At 59.2% G+C, this 23,199-nt stretch carries 22 protein-coding genes and 2 riboswitches; of the genes, 7 read left to right on the top strand and 15 right to left on the bottom strand.

What is annotated here, in order from left to right:
• Positions 1-30: 30 nt before the first annotated feature.
• The 5 genes from ACX80D_RS06390 to ACX80D_RS06370 are packed head-to-tail and all read right to left on the bottom strand — an operon-like array spanning position 31 to position 3,951.
• Entirely contained in the window at positions 31-588 is a 558-nt protein-coding gene (locus tag ACX80D_RS06390; protein ID WP_459321806.1) for a DoxX family protein, read from the bottom strand.
• 27 nt (positions 589-615) lie between these two features.
• Positions 616-981, bottom strand: coding sequence for a hypothetical protein (locus ACX80D_RS06385; RefSeq protein ID WP_459321805.1), 366 nt, complete (start codon positions 979-981; stop codon positions 616-618).
• Positions 978-1,922, bottom strand: a complete 945-nt coding sequence (locus ACX80D_RS06380) for a DODA-type extradiol aromatic ring-opening family dioxygenase (RefSeq protein ID WP_459321804.1) — start codon at positions 1,920-1,922, stop codon at positions 978-980. The genes ACX80D_RS06385 and ACX80D_RS06380 overlap by 4 nt, the downstream gene beginning before the upstream one ends.
• Before the next feature lie 8 nt (positions 1,923-1,930).
• Complete coding sequence (locus ACX80D_RS06375; RefSeq protein WP_459321803.1) at positions 1,931-2,746, bottom strand: citryl-CoA lyase; 816 nt, start codon at positions 2,744-2,746, stop codon at positions 1,931-1,933.
• The gene (locus tag ACX80D_RS06370) at positions 2,743-3,951 is read right to left on the bottom strand and encodes a CaiB/BaiF CoA transferase family protein (RefSeq protein ID WP_459321802.1); all 1,209 of its coding nucleotides are present in this window, start codon (positions 3,949-3,951) and stop codon (positions 2,743-2,745) included. Before ACX80D_RS06370 ends, ACX80D_RS06375 begins: the two co-directional genes overlap by 4 nt.
• On the opposite strand from ACX80D_RS06370, the gene ACX80D_RS06365 reads away from it, so the two are divergent.
• Entirely contained in the window at positions 3,884-4,891 is a 1,008-nt protein-coding gene (locus ACX80D_RS06365; RefSeq protein ID WP_459321801.1) for an IclR family transcriptional regulator domain-containing protein, read from the top strand. The genes ACX80D_RS06370 and ACX80D_RS06365 overlap by 68 nt on opposite strands.
• Positions 4,892-5,045: 154 nt before the next feature.
• Here the strand turns inward: ACX80D_RS06365 and fdhD are convergent, their stop codons facing one another.
• Entirely contained in the window at positions 5,046-5,879 is an 834-nt protein-coding gene (fdhD, locus tag ACX80D_RS06360) for a formate dehydrogenase accessory sulfurtransferase FdhD (RefSeq protein ID WP_459321800.1), read from the bottom strand.
• A 68-nt stretch (positions 5,880-5,947) separates the two neighbouring features.
• Here fdhD and ACX80D_RS06355 point away from each other — a divergent pair, with 68 nt between their 5' ends.
• Both ACX80D_RS06355 and ACX80D_RS06350 read left to right on the top strand, forming a co-directional pair.
• A complete protein-coding gene (locus tag ACX80D_RS06355) occupies positions 5,948-8,275 on the top strand; it encodes an FdhF/YdeP family oxidoreductase (RefSeq protein WP_459321851.1) in 2,328 nt (775 codons plus the stop codon).
• A 766-nt stretch (positions 8,276-9,041) separates the two neighbouring features.
• Positions 9,042-9,755 (top strand): hypothetical protein, encoded by a 714-nt coding sequence (locus ACX80D_RS06350; protein WP_459321799.1) that lies wholly within the window; start codon positions 9,042-9,044, stop codon positions 9,753-9,755.
• Between the two features lie 251 nt (positions 9,756-10,006).
• Here ACX80D_RS06350 and ACX80D_RS06345 read toward each other — a convergent pair whose 3' ends face one another.
• From ACX80D_RS06345 to ACX80D_RS06315, 7 genes are all read right to left on the bottom strand, one after another.
• Positions 10,007-10,882 carry an alpha/beta hydrolase family protein gene (locus ACX80D_RS06345; RefSeq protein ID WP_459321798.1) on the bottom strand — a complete coding sequence of 292 codons (876 nt, stop codon included), beginning with the start codon at positions 10,880-10,882 and terminating at the stop codon, positions 10,007-10,009.
• Positions 10,879-12,282 (bottom strand): molybdopterin molybdotransferase MoeA, encoded by a 1,404-nt coding sequence (locus ACX80D_RS06340; protein WP_459321797.1) that lies wholly within the window; start codon positions 12,280-12,282, stop codon positions 10,879-10,881. Before ACX80D_RS06340 ends, ACX80D_RS06345 begins: the two co-directional genes overlap by 4 nt.
• A gap of 7 nt (positions 12,283-12,289) precedes the next feature.
• Positions 12,290-12,616 (bottom strand): DUF6457 domain-containing protein, encoded by a 327-nt coding sequence (locus ACX80D_RS06335; protein WP_459321796.1) that lies wholly within the window; start codon positions 12,614-12,616, stop codon positions 12,290-12,292.
• A 3-nt stretch (positions 12,617-12,619) separates the two neighbouring features.
• Positions 12,620-13,375 carry a molybdenum cofactor guanylyltransferase gene (mobA, locus tag ACX80D_RS06330; protein ID WP_459321795.1) on the bottom strand — a complete coding sequence of 252 codons (756 nt, stop codon included), beginning with the start codon at positions 13,373-13,375 and terminating at the stop codon, positions 12,620-12,622.
• A gap of 86 nt (positions 13,376-13,461) precedes the next feature.
• Positions 13,462-14,283, bottom strand: coding sequence for an NlpC/P60 family protein (locus ACX80D_RS06325; RefSeq protein ID WP_459321794.1), 822 nt, complete (start codon positions 14,281-14,283; stop codon positions 13,462-13,464).
• A 4-nt stretch (positions 14,284-14,287) separates the two neighbouring features.
• Positions 14,288-14,498, bottom strand: a riboswitch (cyclic di-AMP (ydaO/yuaA leader).
• 142 nt (positions 14,499-14,640) lie between these two features.
• Positions 14,641-15,450 carry a M23 family metallopeptidase gene (locus ACX80D_RS06320; protein ID WP_459321793.1) on the bottom strand — a complete coding sequence of 270 codons (810 nt, stop codon included), beginning with the start codon at positions 15,448-15,450 and terminating at the stop codon, positions 14,641-14,643.
• A gap of 10 nt (positions 15,451-15,460) precedes the next feature.
• Positions 15,461-15,709: riboswitch (cyclic di-AMP (ydaO/yuaA leader) on the bottom strand.
• 113 nt (positions 15,710-15,822) lie between these two features.
• Positions 15,823-16,518 (bottom strand): metal-dependent transcriptional regulator, encoded by a 696-nt coding sequence (locus tag ACX80D_RS06315; protein WP_459321792.1) that lies wholly within the window; start codon positions 16,516-16,518, stop codon positions 15,823-15,825.
• Between the two features lie 278 nt (positions 16,519-16,796).
• Here ACX80D_RS06315 and serC point away from each other — a divergent pair, with 278 nt between their 5' ends.
• Positions 16,797-17,924: a phosphoserine transaminase gene (serC, locus tag ACX80D_RS06310; RefSeq protein WP_459321791.1), complete on the top strand. Its 1,128-nt coding sequence runs from the start codon at positions 16,797-16,799 to the stop codon at positions 17,922-17,924.
• Positions 17,925-18,069: 145 nt separating this feature from the next.
• On the opposite strand, the gene ACX80D_RS06305 is transcribed toward serC, so the two are convergent.
• Positions 18,070-18,654, bottom strand: coding sequence for a DUF3027 domain-containing protein (locus ACX80D_RS06305; RefSeq protein WP_459321790.1), 585 nt, complete (start codon positions 18,652-18,654; stop codon positions 18,070-18,072).
• An 11-nt stretch (positions 18,655-18,665) separates the two neighbouring features.
• Complete coding sequence (locus ACX80D_RS06300) at positions 18,666-19,046, bottom strand: cold-shock protein (RefSeq protein ID WP_459321789.1); 381 nt, start codon at positions 19,044-19,046, stop codon at positions 18,666-18,668.
• A gap of 197 nt (positions 19,047-19,243) precedes the next feature.
• On the opposite strand from ACX80D_RS06300, the gene ACX80D_RS06295 reads away from it, so the two are divergent.
• Genes ACX80D_RS06295 through ACX80D_RS06285 form a run of 3 tightly spaced genes read left to right on the top strand, consistent with a single transcriptional unit; the run spans position 19,244 to position 23,097 of the window.
• Positions 19,244-19,483 carry a hypothetical protein gene (locus tag ACX80D_RS06295; protein WP_459321788.1) on the top strand — a complete coding sequence of 80 codons (240 nt, stop codon included), beginning with the start codon at positions 19,244-19,246 and terminating at the stop codon, positions 19,481-19,483.
• Between the two features lie 34 nt (positions 19,484-19,517).
• The gene (locus tag ACX80D_RS06290; RefSeq protein WP_459321787.1) at positions 19,518-21,419 is read left to right on the top strand and encodes a helicase-associated domain-containing protein; all 1,902 of its coding nucleotides are present in this window, start codon (positions 19,518-19,520) and stop codon (positions 21,417-21,419) included.
• The gene (locus ACX80D_RS06285; protein WP_459321786.1) at positions 21,412-23,097 is read left to right on the top strand and encodes a DNA repair helicase XPB; all 1,686 of its coding nucleotides are present in this window, start codon (positions 21,412-21,414) and stop codon (positions 23,095-23,097) included. Before ACX80D_RS06290 ends, ACX80D_RS06285 begins: the two co-directional genes overlap by 8 nt.
• The last annotated feature ends 102 nt before the right edge of the window (positions 23,098-23,199 follow it).

The raw sequence follows: 23,199 nt of genomic DNA, 5'->3' as shown, positions 1-23,199 counted from the left end.
TGTGGTGGGACATTTTTCCTCCTGGGGTCGTTACCGGGCGTTCTGCTCGGTTGGGGCTTTTTTGGCTTGGCGTTGTTCTAGGCGCAGTCGGAGTGCAAATGGCACAGCGGAAATAACTGCAATGGCCGGGATCACGAAAACGTGGAACATAGAGGGGATTAGGAAGGCGGAGAGGCTTGGCCATTCAGCTACCAAAATTGTGTCAATGGAGTAGCTTCCCCCGCCAGCGATTCCAATGGCCACGGCAATCACGGCGAGGACGTACGGATACTCACCACCTCCGGCGGAATTCCACATGGTACGAGCGCTCATATGCATGGTGAGCCCCGCCACGAGCATGGTTCCAGCGCCTATGGTCGCAGCCAGAGGGACGGCAAGACCCAATGCAAACAATGCAGCAGCTGCCACTTCCATCGTGACAGCCATCGACACCATGACTCGCCCTGGCCGAAGTCCGAGTGATTCAAAGATCGACGCCTGCTTTTTGAGACCGTTTCCTCCGAACCAGCCGAAAAGCTTCTGGGAGGCGTGGGCCAAGAGGATTAGGGCCAGTAGTAATCGAAGAATGAGGATCGAGGTGTCCAGCATGGCGATGGTCCTGTCTCGGGCTTCAGGTCAGGACGCGACCGAAGGATAGTTTTTTCCGGACCAATGTGAGAGGTTCTTTGCCCACTCTTTCTGATAAGAAAGTGGCCCTTTCGCTTGGGTGTAATCGTCCTCGAACAATCCGATGAAGAGGGTGAGGTACAAGAAGAAGTGGGCGCCATATTCAAAAAGCCATACGTAGTCATAGCTCGCCAAAGCACGTCGTTCTTCATCAGTGAATGACAGCCACGTCGTCTTCTCAGTGCTGTTGAGCCAGCCGCCAATTTCCTTTTCCCACTGTTCGATCGTCGCGACCGGGTCTTCCTTGTACCGAGCCACCCAGTCCGGGTCACGGTCAACAGTGAATAGGAATTTGTTCACGTAGTACTTGCTCACGCTGTCACTCCTAACTTGGTGGCGTACACCGGACCGGTCGTGGCGCCGGCCACCACGGCAGAACGAGCCGCTGCCTCAGCCATTTTCTCGTTCTTGTTCGGATACCAGGTCATGAACATTTCTCTGGTGTGGTAGAGATCTAGTTGGTCCACGTAGTCAGCATTTTCTGGACCGGCAATGCCCATCATGAGGATCAGATCCATGAAACCGTGGGTAGCATTTCCGGCACCTGCCATGGACTCATGTGTAACGTTTTCCAGAATGGCGTTAATGTTGCCTGTGGAGAGCCACTCAATGGCCTGAGCATCAAATTCAGGGTCAGGGCCGTGGTCACCAAACATGCGAGGGCCTCCCAACTCTAGGGACAAATGTCCGGTCCCAATGGCTGCAATCTTCTTATCTGACGGGTAAGCGTCAATTACTTTTCGGATGGCTCGTCCGAGGTCCCAGAATCGTTTGGGTGAAGGCAACGGAGGGGCGAAAATATTCGTGTAGATCGGCACGATGGGCAGGTCCGCATCCGGACGAACCGTAATTATCGGACAGATAAGGGAGTGATCGATTTTAAGTTCCTGGCTGAAGGAGAAATCAAACCCTTGGTCCATCAGGCCTTGGTGCATGAAATTTGAAAAATCAACATCCCCATCTAGGACGTACTTGGGAATGCCGAATTCGCGCTCTTCGTTGTAGAACGTTGCATCGTATTTTTCCTGCTTGCCGATCAGGAAAGTCGGGTAGTTGTCGAGGAAGAACTGGTGGAAATGGTCTGCACCAACCATGACCAAGATGTCAGGTTCAGCGGCCGTGAGTGTTTCCCTGTACGCCTCTACCTTGTTTTTCCATTCATCTGCCTGGAGCATACGCTGATCCGATTCATCAGTTGTCGCCTTGAGATAGAAGGGGTGGTGGGTGCTGGCCAGCACCGCAGTGAGCTCTGCCATGATTTCTCCTACTGATCCTTTTCGGGGGCCAAGTAGACCGAGTTCCGGTCAACAGCCATATAGATGTCGTTCGCGATGGGATTGCGCTGTTCTTCGGCGATCTGGCCCAGCAGTCCGGCGGCACGTGCCAACAGGGAGAAACCTCGCAACAGTTCTGGGGGGAGGCCCAGATCGGCGAGTGCGGCACCACAAACGCCAGCACCGTTCAGCGGAAGTTTTCGGCCCAGCGCTTTCTCGCTCATCCTTCCAATAGCCTCAAATAGGCGCAGATGCGGGCCACGGAGGCCCTCTTCCTCTGCGATGCCGATCAACACCGGAGTGCGCGGGTCCCCGTCTTTGTGATTCGGGTGCCCCAGACCGGGGACAAACTTCCCGGCAACACGCTGAGCAGCAATAGCCGACAGCGCCAACTCGTCCCATTCGCCGTCCGTGGAGGGCAGCTCTCCTTCGGGTTGGGCAAGCGTTGAGGCCAAGAATTGCGCACAGTCCTCGGTAACTCCCAGAAAGCGGGAACCGCCACCGAGCAAGCCGGCGGCCATGGCTCCTTGAATGGATTCCGGAGCGCTGAGGTAGGTCAGTCGGGCTGCGATGGCTGTGGGTGTGAAACCATGGTCAGCCAGCGCCACTAGTACTGACTCGAATACACGAAGCTCGCCCGCACTTGGACGGCGCATTGCCACCAACCAAAATGCGAGTTCTCCGAAGCCGACCTTGCCCATAAGATCTTGGGCCAGATCTTGCCCGAGCAGGCGAATCTCGGTGGCAGAGGAGGTGCCAAGTGATGTGGGGAATGAGAGATGCTGTGTTTCCGGGATGATACTCATACCTGTTCCTTTGCTGTGATGCTTGTTGATACCGAGAGCCAAGCACGGATTTCATCGGAGTGCTCACCCAACGATGGAGGTGCCAGCTCGTACCGTGCGGGAGTAGTGGAGAACGTGATCGGGTTCCGAACGCCGGGGACCGTCTGGGTGTCCGGACCGACTTGGACGATGGGCTCCAGTCCAAGCCGTTGCGCGTATTCCACCCCTTGGGCAATGCTATTGATTGGTCCGTTCGGGACGCCGACCTCGTTGAGTTTGTTGAACCAGTACCCAGCTGACTGCGTTCTTAGACGTTCAACCAAGAGCGGGCGCAGCAGTTCCCGGTTTGCGGTCCTGTCGCCGTTTTCAGCGAACCGCGGATCATCCGCCACCTCGGGTATACCCAAAGCACCACACAGTTTTCGAAACTGCGCAGTGTTTCCGGCCGCGATAATCAAATCGTCATCTGCCGTCGGTAGCGGTTCGTAGGGAAATAGGCTCGGGTGGGCGTTTCCCATTCGGTGGGGTGTCACCCCGCCAGCGACGTAGGCAGAAGTCTGATTGACCAGCCCGCTCATGGCGGAGGCCATGAGCGAAGTTTCGATGTTCTGTCCTTCACCAGTGTTGTCACGATGGCGCAGTGCAGCCAAGATTCCGATGGTCGAGTGCAGTCCGGCCATGACATCAAAAACGCTGATCCCTGCCCGGAAGGGCTGGTCGTGGGGGTCACCAGTCAAACTCATCAGGCCGCTCATGGCTTGAACAATAAGGTCATATCCGGGCAGTGCCGCTCCTTGGGCAGTACCAAAGCCGCTGATGGAGCAGTAAATAATGGACTCATTGCTCTCTTTCACAGAGTGAAAATCAAGCCCAAAGCGCTTCAGACCTCCAGGTTTGAAGTTCTCAATGACCACATCTGCGCGGGCTGCCAGCGCTTGCGCAACCGCAAGATCGTCATCTTCTTTAAAGTCCAGAACGATTGACTTCTTATTCCGGTTGATCGCCGCATAGTAAGTTGAGACACCATCGGGACGCACCGGAGGAATCCACGAACGCGTGTCATCTCCTGCCGGGCTCTCGACCTTGATGACCTCGGCTCCCATATCGGCAAGTAGCATCGTCGCATAAGGGCCGGCTAGCACACGGGAAAAATCGGCGATGACAATACCATCGAGCGGACGCTTACCGTGGTTTGGTGTTGCACCGAGTCCTGGCTGGCTGATCACTATGGGTCCTTTCACACTACTGACAACAAAATGCAAGATGTCCGCCAGGCGGACAGTCGTCCGCTTTGATGGAATGACTATAGAATTGCACTCTGGCCCGAATGTGTCAAGGGCCACATTCACCTATCAAAGGAGAACGATGTCCAACCGAGGCCAAGGGCCCGACTTCATCGAGGCGCTGGCCCGCGGTCTCGATGTCCTACGGTGTTTTTCAGCACAAAACCCTTGCATGAGCCTGAGTCAAGTAGCTCAGGCTACAGATCTAGCCCGTCCCACGGCGCGCCGAGTTCTTTTGACTTTGGAGGAGCTCGGTTACGTCAGGATCAAGGACGGGCTCCATATGCTGACCCCGAAAGTCCTAGATTTGGGCATGGCCTACATCGGCGCACTCGGTTTGTGGGAGATAGCGCGTCCGCATTTAGAGTGGCTTGTAGCCCAGACAGGGCAGTCTTCTTCCATGGCTCAATTGGACGGTTCGGACATTGTCTACGTGGCAAGAGTCGCCGTTCCCAAGCTCATCACTCTGAATGTGGATATCGGCACCCGGTTTCCTGCGATGCTCACCTCACAAGGGAAAATGCTGTTGGCAGCCCTGCCTTTTGAGTCGGCGCTTAAGAGACTGTCGGAGCCTTCCCGGTCTGGCCTGCCGGCAAGGGAGCCCTTGCCTGAGAGTCAAGTGATCGAAATCCTCAGCGAAGCCAAACAACAGGGGTGGGCGCTGGCCGACGAAGAGCTTGCTCCTGGTATACGGTCTGTCTCTGTAGGCGTGGCCGACGGCGAAGGCGAGGTTCGCGCTTCGATGAATGTGACCGTTCATTCACAGGAGACAAGTGTGGACAAACTTGTCACAGAATATTTGCCGCTCTTACAAACGGCTGCCGAAGCGACCACTTTGGACTGGTCAAGGTGGCAGGCTCGTCCAGTTGGGAAACTCAAATAGCCGGACAGCGTTTGCTCAAGCGTGGACACTGCTGTGTGAATCTATCGGCGTCACTTTGGGCCCACCGGTAGAATCCACAAACAGTGCCGCACCTTTAGTGGAGGAGGCCGCTGCGGCTAGCTGCACGTGTCTGGGCAGGGATGCGACTGTGGCCTCAGCCTACGCGCCCCGGGTGCGTGTACACGTTCAGGGTGCTGCCACGACTAAAGCCCACTAGGGTGATCCCTGCTGTGTGGGCCAGTTCTACAGCCAAGGACGACGGCGCACTCACGGCAGCGAGCATCGGCACCCCTGCCATCGCTGCCTTTTGAACGAGCTCAAAGGAAGCTCTTCCCGATACCTGCAAAATGGTGTTGTCCAAGGGGAGCTGCTGTTCCCTAAAGGCGGCACCCACAACTTTGTCCACGGCGTTGTGCCGGCCCACGTCTTCGCGCAGTGAGAGCAGCTCCCCGTCCGGAGCAAAGAGCCCCGCCGCGTGAACGCCACCGGTCTTCTCAAACAACTTCTGCTGTTCTCGGAGTGTGTCAGGCAGTGCGGCCAGCACCGGCGCGGAAATGAGTATCTCATCAACAGGTGCCGCGACCCTAAAGTGCGATGACTTATGGACCGCGTCAATGGAGGCCGTCCCACAAATTCCGCATGCGCTGGAGGTAGTCACATGACGCTGGGCGGCCGGCAGTGGCATGGCCACATCGGGACGCAGTTGCGCTTCCACCACGTTGAAGGTCTGCTGCCCGTTTTCGTCCTCGCCAGCGCAGAACCGAAGTGAAATCAGCTGCTCTGGTTCAAAGATGATCCCTTCCGAGACCAAGAAACCTGCCACAAGATCGAAATCGTCCCCTGGTGTGCGCATGGTGACCGAGAAGGACTCGTGCCCTAAACGGATTTCCAGGGGCTCCTCTACGGCGAGAGCCTCCTCGCGGACCACCCTGCGGTTATCAGCGATGCTGACCTTGGTGGCCTTGACCCTGCGAATGAGCCGTCCCATAACAATCCTCCAAAAAAACTTAAGCGTCTAAGATCAACAGTAGATGCTCCGCGATGAAGGGAATCATCATGGCTGGCAAGGCGCCGCAGGAAAATATTGACGAACAGCAACTTATCGTGAGTGACGTGCACAAGAAGGCCGTGGGTATTCCTGGCGTTCTGCACTCCATGGAGGTTTCGCTCAAACAGATGGGGCCGGTGCGCTCGCTGCAAACCTTGGTCCAGGTTAATCAAAAAGACGGTTTTGATTGCATGGGCTGTGCCTGGCCCGAGTCAGACAAACGGCACAAGGCAGAATTCTGCGAAAACGGTGCCAAAGCTGTCGCCGAGGAAGCAACCAAAAGGCGCGTGCCGCCGTCGTTCTTTGCAGAGCACAGCGTCAGTGAACTGCGTGAATGGGACGATTACCGGCTGGGACAGCAAGGCCGCCTGACCGATCCCATGTACCTTGCCGAGGGCAGCGATCACTACGTGCCTGTTTCGTGGGAGCGCGCGCTGGGGATTTTGGCAGATGAGCTCAAATCACTCAAGGACCCCAATGAGGCCATCTTTTACACCTCCGGGCGCACGTCCAACGAGGCCGCGTTCCTGTACCAATTGATGGTGCGCGGGATGGGCACGAACAATCTGCCGGACTGCTCCAATATGTGCCACGAATCCAGCGGCTCGGCCTTGACGGAGACCATTGGTATTGGCAAAGGCTCGGTGTCGCTGGAGGACATTTACGAGTCGGAGCTGATCCTGATTGCGGGCCAAAACCCCGGCACCAACCACCCGCGCATGCTCACGGCATTGGAAAGGGCGAAGAAAAACGGCGCCATCATTATCGCCATCAACCCGCTGCCCGAGGCCGGACTGATGAACTTCAAAAACCCCCAATCACTCAAGGGTCTCGTGGGCGGCGGCACGGATCTGGCCGATGATTTCCTGCAGATCAAGCTCGGCGGGGACCAAGCGTTATTCCAGGGACTGGGAAAATTCCTGCTCGAGGAGCAGCGCCGTCCGGGCACCCCGCACGCCGGCCGGGTCTTTGACACCGCCTTCATTGAATCCCACACCACCGGTTTGGGAGAGTATTTGGAACAGCTGGAACACGTCAGCTGGGCCGAAATTGTCACGGCCACCGGGCTCACCGAGGCGCAAATTCGCGCTACCGGCGCCAGGTTGTTGGCTTCCAAGGCCACGGTGGTTTGCTGGGCCATGGGCCTGACGCAGCACAAACACTCGGTGGCTATGCTTCGCGATGTGGTCAATGTCCTGCTGCTCCAGGGCAACATCGGCAAGCCCGGTGCCGGCGTGTGCCCGGTTAGGGGCCACTCTAACGTCCAGGGCGATCGGACCATGGGCATCTTTGAGCGCATGCCGGATTCTTTCCACGATGCCCTCGATGCCGAGTTCTCCTTCACGTCCCCGCGCCCCCACGGCTTCGACACGGTGGCCGCGATCGAGGCCATGCGCGATGGTTTAGCCGGGGTTTTCCTTGGCATGGGGGGAAACTTTGTCCGCGCTACTCCCGACTCCGATGTCACCGAGGCCGCCCTTGGCCGTTTGTCGTTGACGGCGCAGATCTCGACGAAGCTGAACAAATCGCATCTGATCACGGGCCGCTCGGCGCTGATCCTGCCCACGCTGGGCCGCACCGAGCGCGACGCTCAGGCCAGTGGCGATCAACGCGTCACAGTGGAGGATTCCATGAGCGCGGTGCACGCATCGCGCGGGCGGCTGGCGCCGGCGTCGGATAATTTGCTCTCAGAGGTTGCCATCGTTTGCGAGCTTGCCAAGCTGCTGTTTTCCACGGACGACGGCGGCACCAAGCCAGGCGCCCCTATCGCCGACTGGGATGCCTTGATGGGCGATTACAGCCTGATCCGCGCCCACATTGCGGCTATTGTCCCCGGTTTCGAAGACTTTGAAACGAAGATCACTGTCCCCGGCGGCTTCATCCTGCCGCACGGTCCCCGCGATTCGCGCTCGTTTTCCACCGACTCCGGATTGGCCCACTTTACGGCCAATGAGTTGGAGTACCCGCGCGTGCCTGAGGGCCGACTGCTGTTGCAAACCCTGCGTTCACACGATCAATACAACACCACCATCTATGGCAAGGATGACCGTTACCGCGGCATAAAGAACGGGCGCCGCGTGGTGTTCGTCAGCCAACAGGACTTGGATTCCTTCGGCATCGCTGATGGCACCATGGTGGATCTGGTCTCCGAATGGAAGGACGGCGTGGACCGCCGCGCCCCCAACTTCCGTGTGGTTGCCTACTCCACGCCCGTAGGTTGCGCGGCTGCGTACTACCCAGAAACGAATGTGCTGGTGCCGCTCGATTCCAAGGCGGACGTCAGTGGAACTCCCACGTCCAAGTCGGTCGTCATCCGCTTGGAGCCCGTGGCCTGATCCGTGGTGGCCGGGGCCTGACCCGTGGGTCGGGGTCGGGGCCTGATTCGTGGGTCGGGGCCGGGGCCTGATTCGTGGGTCGGGGCCGGGGCCTGACCCGTGGTGGCCGTGGCCTGATTCGTGGGTCAGGGCCGTGGCCTGATCCGTGGGTCGGGGTCGGGGGACGGCGCAGTCGGTCAGGACCGGGGACGGCGCAGTCGCATGTCCCGATAAGCCACCAGCCACCAGCAGTTTCAATCCCCTTTCATTGATCCGTGAGAAATGGTCGCTTTGCCCAGTCAAAGCGACCTTTTCTCACGGATCAACTTCCTCAAGCGACCTTTTCTCACGGATCAAGGTTCTCAATCGACCTTTTCTCACGGATGGTTGCAACAGCTCCGACCTGCCAACCCAGCGATTTCCTCCACAGTCGCATCTCCAGGCAGTTACACCCACAAATGCACAAGGCGCTGTGGAATGGGTTCTGGAAATGTCCGTCAATGGACACATGAGAACTCCAAAACCGCTTCCATCGCACTTGGTCGGCAGACCCTTTACACTCGCTCAAGCACTGCAAGCTGGTGTGAGTCGGGGCAGAACCCGGGCATCAGATTTATGGACGCCATGCCACGACGTCCGTTTACCGCTGAACGTGGATGTCAGTCTGATTGACAGCTGCAGGGCAATTACTTCCGTGACACCCGGAAGTCTCATCAGCCATATAACTGCAGCGAAGCTCCATGAGTTTCGACTCCCCGCACGGTTCATTAATACGCAGGACATTCACTTGTCCAAATCTCTGGGTCAAGGCAGGCCACAGCGCACCCGAGTCTTTGGCCACGAATTGTCCTTAGCTGACACTGACTACGACGTAGTTCAAGGAATTCCCGTCACATCCGTTCAACGAACGCTCTTGGATATTGCACAGGAACTCTCAATGGATGAACTCGTCGCTATTGCCGACCAGATTGTGTGCGCCCACAACCGCAGTTTTGGCCCATCAAAGCTTCCGTTGGTGGAAATCACTGAGCTGAAATCATATGTTTCCCTGCACCGCAGACAACGAGGAATACGAAAGTTACAGGCAGCGATGGAGCTCGTCCAAGTCGGCGTCGATTCAGCACCGGAGACCCAGCTACGGCTGTGTATCAGCCGCTGGGCACTGCCTAAATTCATTTGCAACTTTGAAATCGAGGACGCTGCAGGGAACCCCAAGGTCGCTCCGGATTTGTCCTGCCCTCGTTACCGCACCTGTGCCGAGTATGATGGCGCGCATCATCTGGATCCCAAACAACAATCCAAGGACCATGACCGGAACTTCCTGACTGCTTCTCTGGGCTGGCATCAAGCAATAATCAACAAGAACGACATGGGGAACGACGGACTAGTGGCCATCACCAAGATAGCGCGAATGCTGGTTCTTGGAGGGTGGGATGATCCGAAGAACCTGGCCCGACAGTCGCTTGAAGGTCAGTTGCATGTTCGCAAGGACGTGGTGTGAATCCAGATCGGCCACAACTACGCACCAAGCCTTCATTCACCCGTGAGAAATGGTTGTTTTCGCCCGGGAAAGCGACCATTTCTCACGGGTCAATTTATCAAAGCCACCTTTTCTCACGGTTCAATTTATCAAAGCCACCTTTTCTCACGGATCAGGTTTCCGGGGCGGCGCAAACTCAAGTTTCCGGGGCGGTGCAAACCTAGGTTTCCGGGCGGCGCAAGCCCAACTTCGCGAGGCGGTTCAGAGTCCGGTTAAGCTGTCCAGTGTCCATAGCGCAGCCAGGCAAGGGTTTGCTCCCAAAACGTATCCCTGTAGCGGCTGTGGAACAGCGCGAAGTGGCCCAAGGAGCTCTCCCCGTAATCTGCAGGAAGCAGATGGATCACGCGGGAGGTGCTATTAGGAGTGTAAGAAACGGCCCGATTCATGGCCGGGATGGTGGCGTAGGCATCGTCAGTGGGCGCCAGCGCCAAAATGGGCGCCGTCACGGCGGCCTGGTGGGATCGGAGAGATTCGCGCTCGGATCCGGAGGCTGCCTTTGTAAAATCCTTGCGGGAACGAGCCCAGTCCAAGGCAACACCGGTTGGTAGGTCCTCCATGAGGCCTAGTCTCTTGGCCGGAAAGTACCCCATGACGGAAACTAGCGGAAGCATCACCGCGGCGCGTACCCAGTGCCCGGCTCTGTGACGCGGTGCGAGATCACGCCAATAGGCATGCTGGGCACCCACGGTCAGGATGCGGGAAAGACCGGCGGCGTGCTCTGCCAATCCCACGCCGTAACCACCGAAGCTGTGGCCCACAAAGTTCACGGGCAGCCCTCTCGCATGTTCCATGGCCCATGCCAAAACGGTGTCAATATCTTGGCTCCCCCAGTGGAACCAACGAATCCTCTGACCACGCAGGGAGCCGCCACGGGAATTGCCAATCCCTCTGTAGTCGAAGGTGACGGCGCTAAAACCATTAGCTGCCAAGAACGCAGCATAGCGGTGGTAGTAACTAGCCTTTACGGCCGTCGCGCAGGCGATGACGACCGTGCCCAACAGTTCCACGCCTTCGGGCACGTCAAAGAGAGTACCGTGCAATTTCCGTCCATCAGGGCAACCAAAAATCAGCTCCGAAGCGGCGCTCATTTCCACGGCAGAATCATCGCAGGCAACGACTCCCCCATTTTGGCACCGTGCGGCGGAACTGCCATGACGCCGTCGGCCGCTGCTAGCCCACGCATCATGGCAGAGTCCGTATGTGCGCACGGCGAGGCCAAACCATACACCAGCCGGTACGGCATGAGCCGGGTGGGCCCGTGGTATGCCTTGATAGGTGAGCCGCAGGGTACCTCGGTGAGCGCCGGCATCGGCAGGCTTCCGAGGCGTGCCAGCAGCGGTGCACCCAAAGTCATGAGCCCAACCATGGCGGCCAACGGGTTGCCGGGCAAGCCGACAATGAACCGCCCGTCGGGAAGTTCTGCCAGCAAAGTGGGGTGGCCCGGGCGGATGGCAATGTGCGCAATGAGGACCTTGCCACCCATGGATTCGATGGCGGCACGTAGGAAGTCAGCGCTGGAATTCCCGGTAGCACCGGTGGTAATGACGACGTCGGCCGGATCGTCTTCGTCGTCTGCCAGGGCTTCCAGCATGGAGGCAAGGTTGTCGGCAGCGCGTTGGAGTCCAACCACCGTGCCTCCGAGCATCTCCACCACGGACCCTAGCTGCGGAGAGAAAGCATCCCTGACAAATCCTGGTTCAGGCAGGCCCGCGGTCACCACCTCATCGCCTGTGAGAACGATCTTGACGGCAGGGCGGCCCAACACCGAAAGTTCGTCGAGACCACCGAGTGCCGCGAGGGATACATGAGCCGGATTCAAGGTAACACCGGCGCCGATCAGCAGTTCACCCTCGGCAGCTTCCTGACCCGCGGGTCGAATATGCTGGGCGTTCTTCGGCTCTCCGGGACGGGCCCCGGCGCTGCGTACTAGAACTGGCAGGCCCTCGTCATCCTTGGCAAGTTCGCCCGATTCGCTGCGCAGGACAGCTTTAGCACCAGTAGGAATCAGCCCCCCAGTGACAATAGGGACAGCCTGGCCAGGGGCCAATCTGCGGCCAGGCTCTGCCAGAATCCAAGGAGGGCTCCCCGCAGTCGCCCAGCCATCCATGGCCGAGGAAGCATAATGTGGCATGGCATGACCGGAGAAAACATCCGCGGCAAGTATTCGGCCCACTGCCATGCGCAGTGGGACAGAATGTGCCACCAGCGGCTCCGCCGCATTCCAAGCAGCTTCGCGAGCTTCTTGGAATGTATGGGGCAAAACTTTGCTCTGTGTGCTCTGGTCTGGAGCCTCCCCAGCCGGTAAGTCCTCACGTGCCAAGTCCCCGGCCGCAAACTCCCCGGTCGCCACCTTGGCCTGAACCACCGCGTCACCAGATGACTCAACAGGTGACTCAGCAGGTGAAACTGCAGCGGCTGATTCCCCGGTTTCAGCGGTCGGTTTAGTAGCAGCGGTCGGTTTAGTGGCAGCGTCCGCGTCCTGAATCATGACGGCACTAGTTTCCCGGAGACTTTTCGCCGACTGCTAGAGCGTCTGCAGCCGGAACATCCACAGCCGGTGCTTGCGCCGCGGCCAGCTTCTTCGCAAGCCCCAACGCAGCCTTCATAGCTACGGGTTCAGGCGCTTGGCCCGATCCCGCCGCTAATCCTGCCGCCAGTCCAGCCACAAAAGTCGTCAGAGGTGCTGCCGGACGCACGATCGAGTGCGCCGCAACCCCGGCCACATTCAGGACAGACTGAATGTCCACATCGAGGTCACCAATTTCAAAGGCCTCCAGTAGCTTCTGGGTCCACTCTTGCAACAACTCATCATGATTTTCCAACAGTCATCCTTCCGCACCGGCTGCTCGCGCCGCGATCCCCTGCGCACGAGCATCCGCCCAAGTATCAATGTCCGCCGTCAGCTCTGCTGGGACGGCGAGGTCCCTCATGAACACATTAGCAACCAGTGCGAAAACCGAGGCATTATCTAGGCGGTGCGCCTCCCGTGCCCTATCAGTCGCAGCCTGTAATTCCAGCAAAGGATAAATGGCGGCCAGGGGCTGCTTCTTCCCCGCAGCCACCGCCATCACACCCTGTCCAGGAGGACAGCCATCCAGCGCATCGACCAAAAGTTGAGCCACCGCCCCAGCCCGCGGCATATCGCAGGCCAGAATCAACACGTGGCCACGTTCGGAGTTCAGGGCCCCGATACCGGCAGCGATCCCCGCAGCAGGGCCCGAAAAGGGTGGGTTTTCCTGGACTGTCATCACTTTTGAGCGGGCTTGAGCACCTTCCAGCCAATCTGAAATTTGCTCTACAGGACCTACGACGGCGATCCCGCCATCCGCTGGACCTGTCCGATCCGCCAGGGCAGGGTCGCGCGAAGCAGTGGGTGCAAGAAACTGTAGGGAGTCGAGAGGGAAAGTCTGCTGAAGCCCTACGGTCCGATTGGCGAGGATCCCAACGACGGCATCGAGCGTTCGCGCTAGGAGTGTCTGACCCCCAATCAGCAATCCTGCTTTGGCCACGCCACCTAGCCGACTTGATCGGCCGCCAGCCAGAATCAGGGCATGAAGGGGGCCAGGCGCCGTGTCAGTCATGTACCCATGCTATAGATCAACCTTGCTGGGTTTAAACGCTAAAGCCCCGTCGAAAGACGGGGCTTTGAGCAAAAAGCGGGTGATACTTAGTGGCCCACTGCAATGAAGACAGGAGCGGAGGCACCATAAATGGAAGCACCGGCGATCTTGGTGGTTCCCTGGTAGCCACCGTGAACGGCTTGGCCATTGCCAATGTAAACAGCGATGTGGGCCAGACCCACACCACCATCTGCATAGTAGATCAAGTCGCCGGGCTGAGCTTCGCCCTGAGAGACCAAGCGGCCCTTGTTCAGGTAGTCGCCAGGCCAGCCAACCCAGGAAATGCCAGCTGCAGAGAGAGCGTTGCGAACCAGCGCAGTGCAGTCCTGACCAATGCCAAGCTGAGACAAGGCAGCGCTGGCAATGATTGCGCCAACTCCGCTTGCAGCCTGCTGAGGTGCGACAGGCTCCGGCTCGGTGACGCTTACGGCCGGCGCTGCTGCTGCTGCAGCAGGAGTCGCAGGAGCTGCTGGAGCTGCGGCGGTTGCTGCTTCAGCAACCGGTGCTGCAACTGCAACTTCGCTGGACTGTGCCTCTACAACTACCGGCGCTTCAACAACAGGAGCCGGGGTGGAGGTGATGGTGGGGGTGGCGAAGGAAATCTTCACCGTTGAAGCTGCCGTGATAGCGGAAGCGAGTTCCGTGTTCAAGTTCAGCGTAGTGGCACCGTCCGAAGCGCGCTCCACGGTGGGAGTTGCGGCGTTTGCGGCGATACCGGATGTCAGTACAAGTCCTGAAGCTGCTGCGATGACAGCAGCCTGACGACCAACCCCGCCGACATTGAAACTGACGGCTTTCGTGAGGGTGGAGATCGGACTGGTCTTAACAACCTCGGCGCGGTGGCGCCCGAGGGCAGTGTTTGAAGCCAAGAAGGATTCCTCTCCCAAAGCCTGCGAGGTAAGCTGTCGGATTCGGATGGGAGTCACCCGGCCGCTCCACGTTGATCCACTCAAGGAATTTCTCCCTTGCCAGTGACTAAACGCTTCGCGGCTTCACCCCTAGGGTTTCGCAAGCATTCTACGAATCCCGATTATTGGTTCCCCCGCCCCTGCCAGACGATTGATACGAACGGACCATAAGCAGTGGCAGAGCTAGGCAATCGGCTTATGGGCGCCCACTTGATTCGAAGTTGGCGCGATTACGACGGTACAACAGTTTTTTCCCAATGTCACGTTAAGGTCACGGTCGTGTGACTAAGTCGTAACTATAGAGCCCCTGTGGGGGAATTAAAGCCAGCCCTTAGGATCGACAACTTCGTCGTCGATGATGACCTCGAAATGCAGGTGGGGGCCGGTAGAAGCGCCTGTGGAGCCGCTGAGGCCCACTACGTCGCCGCGTTCAACCTTCTGGCCAACCTGCACTAGGTTGCTGCTCATGTGGTTGTACGAGGTTGAGAGGCCGTTACCGTGGTCTACAACCACGCGGTTGCCTCCACCGTAGCTGTGCCAGCCTGAGAAGGTTACGGTTCCACCGGCGGCGGAGAGCACTTCAGTGCCGCTCGCGACAGCGTAGTCCTGACCGGTGTGGCGTTCATCGATCTGGCCGGTAATGGGGCTGATGCGGTTACCGAACGGTGAACTTTCCACCAAGGTCACTAGGGGCGCCGAGAGGGTTCCCTTGGAGGCCTGGAGGGTCACGTTGGAGGCGTTGACCTTGAGGGTTTGCTTGAGCTGTCCATCTGGGTTCAAAGCACTGCCGATTTCCGGAGTAGCGAAGGTGATGGGGATCTGCGCACCTGCTGTGACCTGCGTTTCCGCGGAAACAGCTACTGCAGTATCCATGTGGAGGTCTTCAGAAACCTGCGTGGAAGGAAGCGTAACAGCCAGGACTAGACCCGTGGCTGCCATGGCTACGCCCATTTTTTGTCCGGCGCCGCTGGCGGCTCCGGCACGCAGCATCTGGGCTACTGCACTGCTGGTGGGGGCAGTTGCCCGTTCTGCAGCAATTGCTTCCCGGCGACTACCGGGCACTGACAACAGCTCATGTGTTGCCAACGACGACGCACGACGGCGTCCCCGCACTTTGACCTCTGACACTAAAAACCTCTCTATATAAAGCACCTGCGAAGTTAGCTGTCGGATTCGGATCAGAGAGTGTAACTTTTGATCCGGCCCACGCTCTTTGGACACAGGCATAGCCAAGGCGCAGTCAGCGTTAGGGCTGCGTCATAGGTAGTGCCAGTGTTGCGTTTCGAGTGTGAGCTTCACCCCAAGACGGACCATTGGCCCGTCGAAAGTGGTTCCCCCGCCCTTGCCTAAATGATTACTGTCCATGCTGCGAAGGCAAGGTTCGGTGTCGCAGTACGGTAACGCTTTGATTACGGCGTCAGATATTTACTATACGGCACAAGCGGTAAACGTAATAATTCCGTTACCTTATTCATCAATAGTGGAGTGTCAAAAAGACGGTCAGCTCATGGACACGAAAACGTGCGATGCGACCTCGGGCGGGAGTTCCAAGGCACCCTCAATTCCAGGCACCCGCACGGAGATGTACTCCCCCACTTGTTCCAAGGAAATCCGGGCCCCTGGGCGTAATCCACCCTCGTCCAATTGGAGCAGAAGTTCGGGCTCCACTTGTATCCTTTCGGACAGTCTGTGAATAATGACTTCCTGGCCCGCCGAGTAGCTAGTCATAGCCTCTACTAATGTGACCAAGCCCGCAGCAAAAACGGGAGCTACCTCACCTCCCAGCTCTTCCAAGCCCGGGATGGGGTTTCCGTACGGTGATTCATTAGGGCGTCCCAGCAGATCAAAAAGACGCTGCTCCACCCTCTCGCTCATGACATGTTCCCAACGGCAGGCTTCTTCGTGCACAAAAGCCCAGTCCAGCCCAATCACATCTGAGAGCAACCGCTCCGCGAGGCGATGCTTGCGCATGACCCGCGTTGCTTTGTCGCGGCCTTCAGCTGTCAGTTCAAGGTGCCGATCACCGGAGACGATGACTAGGCCATCGCGTTCCATGCGTCCAATGGTCTGCGAAACGGTAGGGCCCGAGTGGTGCAGACGCTCGGCAATACGCGCCCGCAAGGCAACAATGTTCTCTTCTTCCAACTCCAGGATGGTACGCAAGTACATTTCAGTTGTGTCGATCAGATCTGCCACGGCAACGACCTCCTGTTATTGGGCAAGGATTAAGACATAAAGCATCCTCTCTACGTTAGCCTGCTTGCGCCCCTGCGGGGAAACTGTCCCGGCGGCACCAAACATGAACAGCGGGCCGAAACGGACGGTGGGATCGGGGCAGAGATAGTGCAGTTGTATTAAAACCCATATTGCGGAACTGTTGGCTCTATTTTTCTTCTGCGCGCACTTCTACGGCAGAATTGGCAACAGCCCTTGGCTCAAAACACCACTTCCATCGCTTAATTTTGGAGCAACTCGTGAGCGAATCCACGCCCCTCACCATCCCTGCACACCTGCGCCCGGCCGATGGCCGCTTCGGCGCCGGGCCCTCCAAGGTTCGCCCCGAGCAGGTAGCGGCACTCTCCGTGGCCGGCGCATCCTTGCTTGGCACCTCCCATCGCCAAGCCCCGGTCAAGAATCTCGTAGGCGATGTCCGCAGCGGTTTGAAGCAGTTCTTCAACGCACCCGACGGTTACGAAGTAATCCTCGGCGTTGGCGGCTCGACAGCTTTCTGGGACGTGGCAACCTTTGGCCTCGTAGAGAACAAGGCCCAGCACCTTTCCTTCGGCGAGTTCGGCTCCAAGTTTGCCGCGGCCACCGATAAGGCTCCGTTCCTGGCTGCTTCCTCCATCATCAAGGCTGAGCCCGGGACCCGCCCGGTGGCCGTAGCTGAAGCCGGGGTGGACGCCTACGCCTGGCCCCAGAATGAAACCTCCACCGGAGTTGCAGCCCCTGTAAAGCGTGTTGCTGGGGCCGACGAGGGCTCGCTGGTCCTCATCGATGCGACGTCCGCAGCAGGAGGCTTGGCCGTGGATGTGAGCGAAAGCGATGTCTACTACTTTGCACCGCAAAAGAACTTCGCGTCCGACGGCGGCATTTGGCTCGGCCTGTTCTCCCCCGCAGCGCTCGAGCGTGCCGCACGCATTGCCGCTTCCGACCGCTGGGTTCCGGACTTCTTGAACCTCAAGACCGCCATTGACAATTCACTGCTGAACCAGACGTACAACACCCCTGCACTCTCCACTCTTGTCACTCTAAACAACCAGGTTCAGTGGCTCAACAGCAACGGTGGGATTGATTTCGCTTCGGCACGCACCGCTGATTCCGCAGGCCGCTTGTACACCTGGGCCGAAGAATCCGCCGTGGCCACCCCGTACGTGGTGAACCCGGCAGACCGCTCCAACGTCATCGTCACCATTGACTTCGACGAGTCTGTGGACGCGGCCGCCGTGGCCAAGGTGCTGCGCGCCAACGGCATCGTGGACACCGAGCCCTACCGCAAGCTGGGCCGCAACCAGCTGCGCATCGCCACCTTCGTGGCCATTGATCCCGATGACATCACCGCACTGACCAAGTGCATTGACTACGTCATTGAGAACATCTAGTTCCAAAGAACCACAAGATAAGGCCGCTACCCATCTCGGGAAGCGGCCTTATCTTTTACCTACAATTTTTGACTACCGTTTCCTGACCACTGTCTTCGGGCTACCGTCTTCAGGCACCCCGAGCACACTCACGCCAAGACGTGTTTTAGTGAGTCTCGGCTTCGTCGTGACTCTCGTCCGCGTCGTCCGCGTCCTCACCGTCAGCATCAGCACCGTCGGCGTCAGCCTCAAAGCCTTCGTCGCTATCAGTAGCCCCGGCATCGTCTCCGTGGTCATCGGTGGCGGCGTCAGCTTCGGCGTCGTCCGCTTCTGAATGAGTCTCAACAGCGGCGGGCTCATCATCTTGCTGGTCCTCTGGCCGGACACGCTCTGCCCACGGCACCCAGGCGGGCGCCAGCACGGAGTCCTCGGTAGGCAACATGCCCACCTCGTTCACCGTGGATTCCTTGCTGCGCGATACCCGGCTCAGCGAGGCGAACCAGACCCAACCGGAATAGCCGGGCTGACGGGACTCAAAGAGGTGAGTCACGCACCGAACGCCTTCGCTGCGTGCGCCGAGGTGCTTACCGATAGCCCAGTCACTGGCGATGCTCGCCACCGCTGCACGCGCCGTGTCCACGTCAGCGGCCAAGAAAGCGTCAGGTTTGCCCACCCGCCACACCGGAACACCGGGAAGTGCTGTGGGATCGGTTGGCGCTTGCTCGTCTGAGGTACTGGAAATTTCGGTCATGGTGGGCACCGTTACGCGTCGAAGTTGTCGGCAACCTTGCGCAGCGCAGCAGCAATCTTGCTTGCGTCACCGTCAGGATATTTGCCGTTGTTGAGGGAGCCAATGGAGTGCTCAAGCAGCGAGACCAGGTCCTGAACAATTGGGGCCAGGTCACGGGCGGGCATGCGCTTAGCCTTGGCCACGGAGGCGCTGCGGTCAAGAATCTTCGCGGCCATGGCCTGGGCGCCCTTGCGTCCGTCGGCCACACCAAATTCCATGCGCATGCCGGGCTTGATGTCGCCGGCGTCGGCGGGCAGGGCGTTGGCTCGCAGGAAAACTTCACGACCGTCGTCGGCCGCGATGATGCCAAAACCCTTTTCGTTGTCGTACCACTTCACTTTGCCGATAGGCACTTGCTTACCCCTTATAAGTTGAATGTCGCGAACTGCTTGCCATGCTGTGCGGTTGCTCTACGCCGTTCCCGATCCCGGGAATCTGGCGGGCGGTGCCTGCAACAGCAGGTTACGCAGTTCTACTGGGTACTAGGTTACCGTGTCGGGGAAACACGCGTGGCTTTGTGCCTCACCTGTCCGCTGTTAGCGTTATGTTCATGAGCCCCCATTTTTCCGCCCCACAACGCCTTAATCGCGGTTGGCAGCTGTTCAATTACACCGCTATGGCGTTGGCCCTTGCCGCCCTGATTGCCCTGATCGTGGTTTTGGTCAGCAAATGGGTGGGCGGCGCCCCCTGGCCAGGCTTCAATTGGATCGCCATGATCGCCCTCCCCGCAGCATTTTTGATGATGGGCACCAGCGTCCTGTACGCCGTGGCCGCCCGCCGCCGACTCTGAGCCGCCCGCCCCTTCCATGGGCACTTTAGAATCCATGGGCTCTTTGCAGGACTTTGCGGCGAGCTTGGCTGACCGCAGCGACTCTGAACTGCTCCGCCTCTTTTCCCTGCGCCCGGACGCGATCACTCCCCCGGTGGCCAACTTCGCCGACCTCGCCAGCAGACTCTCCACCACCGCCAGCATCAACCTCGCGCTCGATCAGCTCAATCTCGCGCAGCTGCGCGCCCTGAGCAATGTTGTTCGCGGCGGTGACAGTTCTCACGGTGCTCACGGTGCCGAGCTGTATTCGCTCCATGAGTTAGCTTTGGTCCTCCGGACTGATTCTCTTCTTCCTTCCCTGTTTCCTTCCCTGAAGCACGACGCCGGCACGCTCCTTGTTGCGCCCCTCGCCGCCGTGGCACTCGCGTTGGCCAGCGAGGACTCGCTTCTTGGGAGCACGCTGCCTGATTTTGCTCAGGCACCTCAACCACGGCTGACCCCTGTCTCTCCCTCGATGCGCGACAACGCTGTAGGCAGCGCAGCCGAAACGCTCTTACGCACCATGAACGAACTGTTGGAGCTGGTGGGTGGTGCTGGTGCCGGGGGCTCAGGACTTGGCGTTCTGCGAGATGGCACCCTCGGTGTCCGCCCGGTGCGTGAACTCTCGAAAGCCCTGGGCCTAGACACCCAAAGCGTGAACTTTCATCTGGAGCTGGCCGGCGCCGCACACCTCTTAACCTTTGATGAATCCGCGCGCTGCTGGCGCGCCAATGCCCCGCACAGCCACGCCGCGAAGTGGAGCACTCTGGAAAGAACCGAACAATGGCTGGTTCTCGCTCGGGCATGGCTAAACAGTGCCCGACCGCCCTCGGCTCTCCTCAAACCACTGGCCCCTTACCACCCTCCCCGTCACGCGCGCCGATGGCGCCGCCAGCTAGTTTCGGTCACGGCGTCTCTCTCGGCTGGCGCCTCGGCAACGAATTCGGCGGCACCAGTTTCGGCCGCACCCGATCTGGACTCGGTGCTCGCTGCCATGGCTTGGCAGCATCCGCGGCAGACCGCTGCCCTGAGCCATCAACTCCCAGCTCTGTTGCACGAGTTGGAATGGTTGGGGATCACAGGTGCTGGCGCACTCAGCTCCCCGGGCCAAGCAGCCGCACGCGGCGACGCTGCTCTCGCAACCGCCGCCATGCACGCCTTGCTGCCCGCCCCAGTGGAGAACTTTGTGCTGCAGGGCGATCTCACCGCTATCGCACCGGGCTTCCTGGACCCTGCTATTGCCTCAACGCTCAAGCTTATGGCGGTACCCGAGGGGCGCGGAGCTGCCGGAATCTTCCGATTCAGTCAACGCTCATTAGAGTTTGCCGCCGCGTCTGGCATGAGCCGTACCGACGTGCTCGATTTCCTTCAGCAACATTCAAGCACTGCTGTGCCACAATCCTTGGAGTTTCTCATTGTCGAGGTATTCCGGAACCATCCTCAGGCAATTTCGACACCCCCGCCAACAACCCCGCCGTCCCCACCAGCAGCCCGGCGACAGGTGGCGCAACAGCCTGAGCCGGGCAACGGCGTCGTCCATGAGGAAGCACAGGCTTTGGCACTGGCACAGCTCAAAGGACTGCGCAGTCAACCCATCTGGGCGAACGACGGTGTGGGCGAATCCGGTCCGGCACTGGTTATGGAAGAGTTGCGGCGGGCGCTGGGACGCGCGGATCTCCTCAGGGTACGTGTGGTGGATGGCGCTGGAGAGATTGAGGAGTTACTCCTGTGGCCGGTGTCGTTGGTGGCGGGGACGCTGCGGGCGAGCCTGCCGGACACAACCCGGGAGCGGCGCCTGAGCATTCACCGAATCATCTCGGCCGCGCCGGAACGGCTGGAAGCTGACCGCGCAAGCGCAGCTTCAACCAGCGCAACTACAACCAACACATCTACAACCAGAAAGGAGCGTCATGGCTGACGGGCCGTTGATCGTCCAGAGCGATAAAACCATCCTGCTGGAAGTGGCGCATCCGGAGGCCGAGGATGCGCGGCATGCCATTGCGTCGTTCGCCGATTTGGAACGTGCGCCGGAGCATATGCACAGCTACCGGATTACGCCTTTAGGGCTGTGGAATGCGCGGGCCGCGGGGCACGACGCCGAACATGTCGTGGATACGCTGTTGCGTTACTCGCGTTACCCCGTGCCGCATCCCTTGCTGCTGGACATTGTGGAAATCATGGCGCGGTATGGCCGGCTGCGGCTGGAAAAGGATCCCATTCACGGACTGGTTCTGCGCAGCGACGACGAACTGATTCTGAGCGAAGTGGCGCACGGGAAGAAAGTGGCGGCGCTGCTCGGCGCCCGCATCGATCCGCTGACGGCAGTGGTCCATGGCTCGGCACGCGGTGAGCTCAAGGCTTTGCTATTGCAGGCGGGGTGGCCTGCGGAGGATCTTGCCGGTTACGTCGACGGCACCGCGCACCTCATTGCGCTGACGGATGACGGCGGTGTCAACATCCCCAAAGCTGACGCGGCCGTAGACTCCCCAGCCCCGTGGACGTTGCGGCCCTATCAGCGCCAGGCTGTGGAGAATTTTTGGGCGGGCGGATCCGGCGTCGTGGTGCTGCCCTGCGGTGCTGGCAAAACCATTGTGGGCGCTGCCGCCATGGCAGCCTCGGGGACTACCGTCCTGATTCTGGTCACCAATACCGTGTCCGCCCGGCAGTGGAAGGCTGAATTACTCAAACGGACTACCTTGTCTGAGCACGAGATTGGCGAGTATTCCGGTGCTGTTAAGGAGCTGCGACCGGTCACCATCGCCACTTATCAGGTGCTCACCACCCGCCGCAACGGCATGTACACGCACCTGGATCTGCTCAACGATCACGATTGGGGCCTGCTTATTTACGACGAAGTCCATATACTCCCAGCCCCCATTTTCCGCATGACCGCCGATCTTCAGGCCCGCAGGCGGCTGGGACTGACGGCCACCTTGGTGCGTGAAGACGGCCGCGAAGGCGAAGTCTTTGCCCTCATTGGGCCTAAACGCTACGACGCGCCCTGGAAAGATATCGAGGCGCAAGGCCATATCGCACCGGCCGATTGCGTTGAGGTTCGCGTGGATCTAAGCCGTGCCGAGCGCCTGGCTTATGCCACCACGGACGACGCCGGACGGTACCGCATGTGCGCCACCTCCCCCGCTAAGTCTGTGGTTGCAAAAGCGCTGGTGGCATCTCATCCGGATGAACAGATCTTGGTGATTGGGCAGTATTTAGATCAGCTGGATGAGTTGGCTGCGGCGCTCCAGGCTCCGCTGATCACTGGCAGCACCAGCGTCAAGGAACGGCTTCGGCTCTTTGAAGAATTCCGGCAGGGCCAGATTTCAGTTCTGGTGGTCTCCAAAGTGGCGAACTTTTCATTGGACTTACCGGAGGCGTCTGTGGCGATTCAAGTTTCCGGTGCTTTCGGTTCCCGGCAGGAAGAGGCACAGCGGCTGGGCCGGCTCATGCGTCCCAAGGCCGACGGCCGCACAGCACGTTTTTACACCGTTGTAGCTCGCGATACCGTGGACGCCGACTTCGCCGCCAAGCGTCAGCGCTTCCTCGCCGAGCAAGGCTACGCCTACCGGATCGTAGACGGCAAAGACATCCTATAGCCCCGTGGCCGGCAGACGGACAGACAGGCAGGCCAGCCGTCGAACAGACGGACGGACGGACAGCCTAGCCGTCAGACAGACAGGCAGACAGGCAGGCTAGCC

Source organism: Arthrobacter sp. Sr24 (assembly GCF_054511175.1).
The sequence above is the reverse complement of the archived record's forward strand: the minus strand, read 5'-3'. Positions and strand labels throughout refer to the sequence as shown.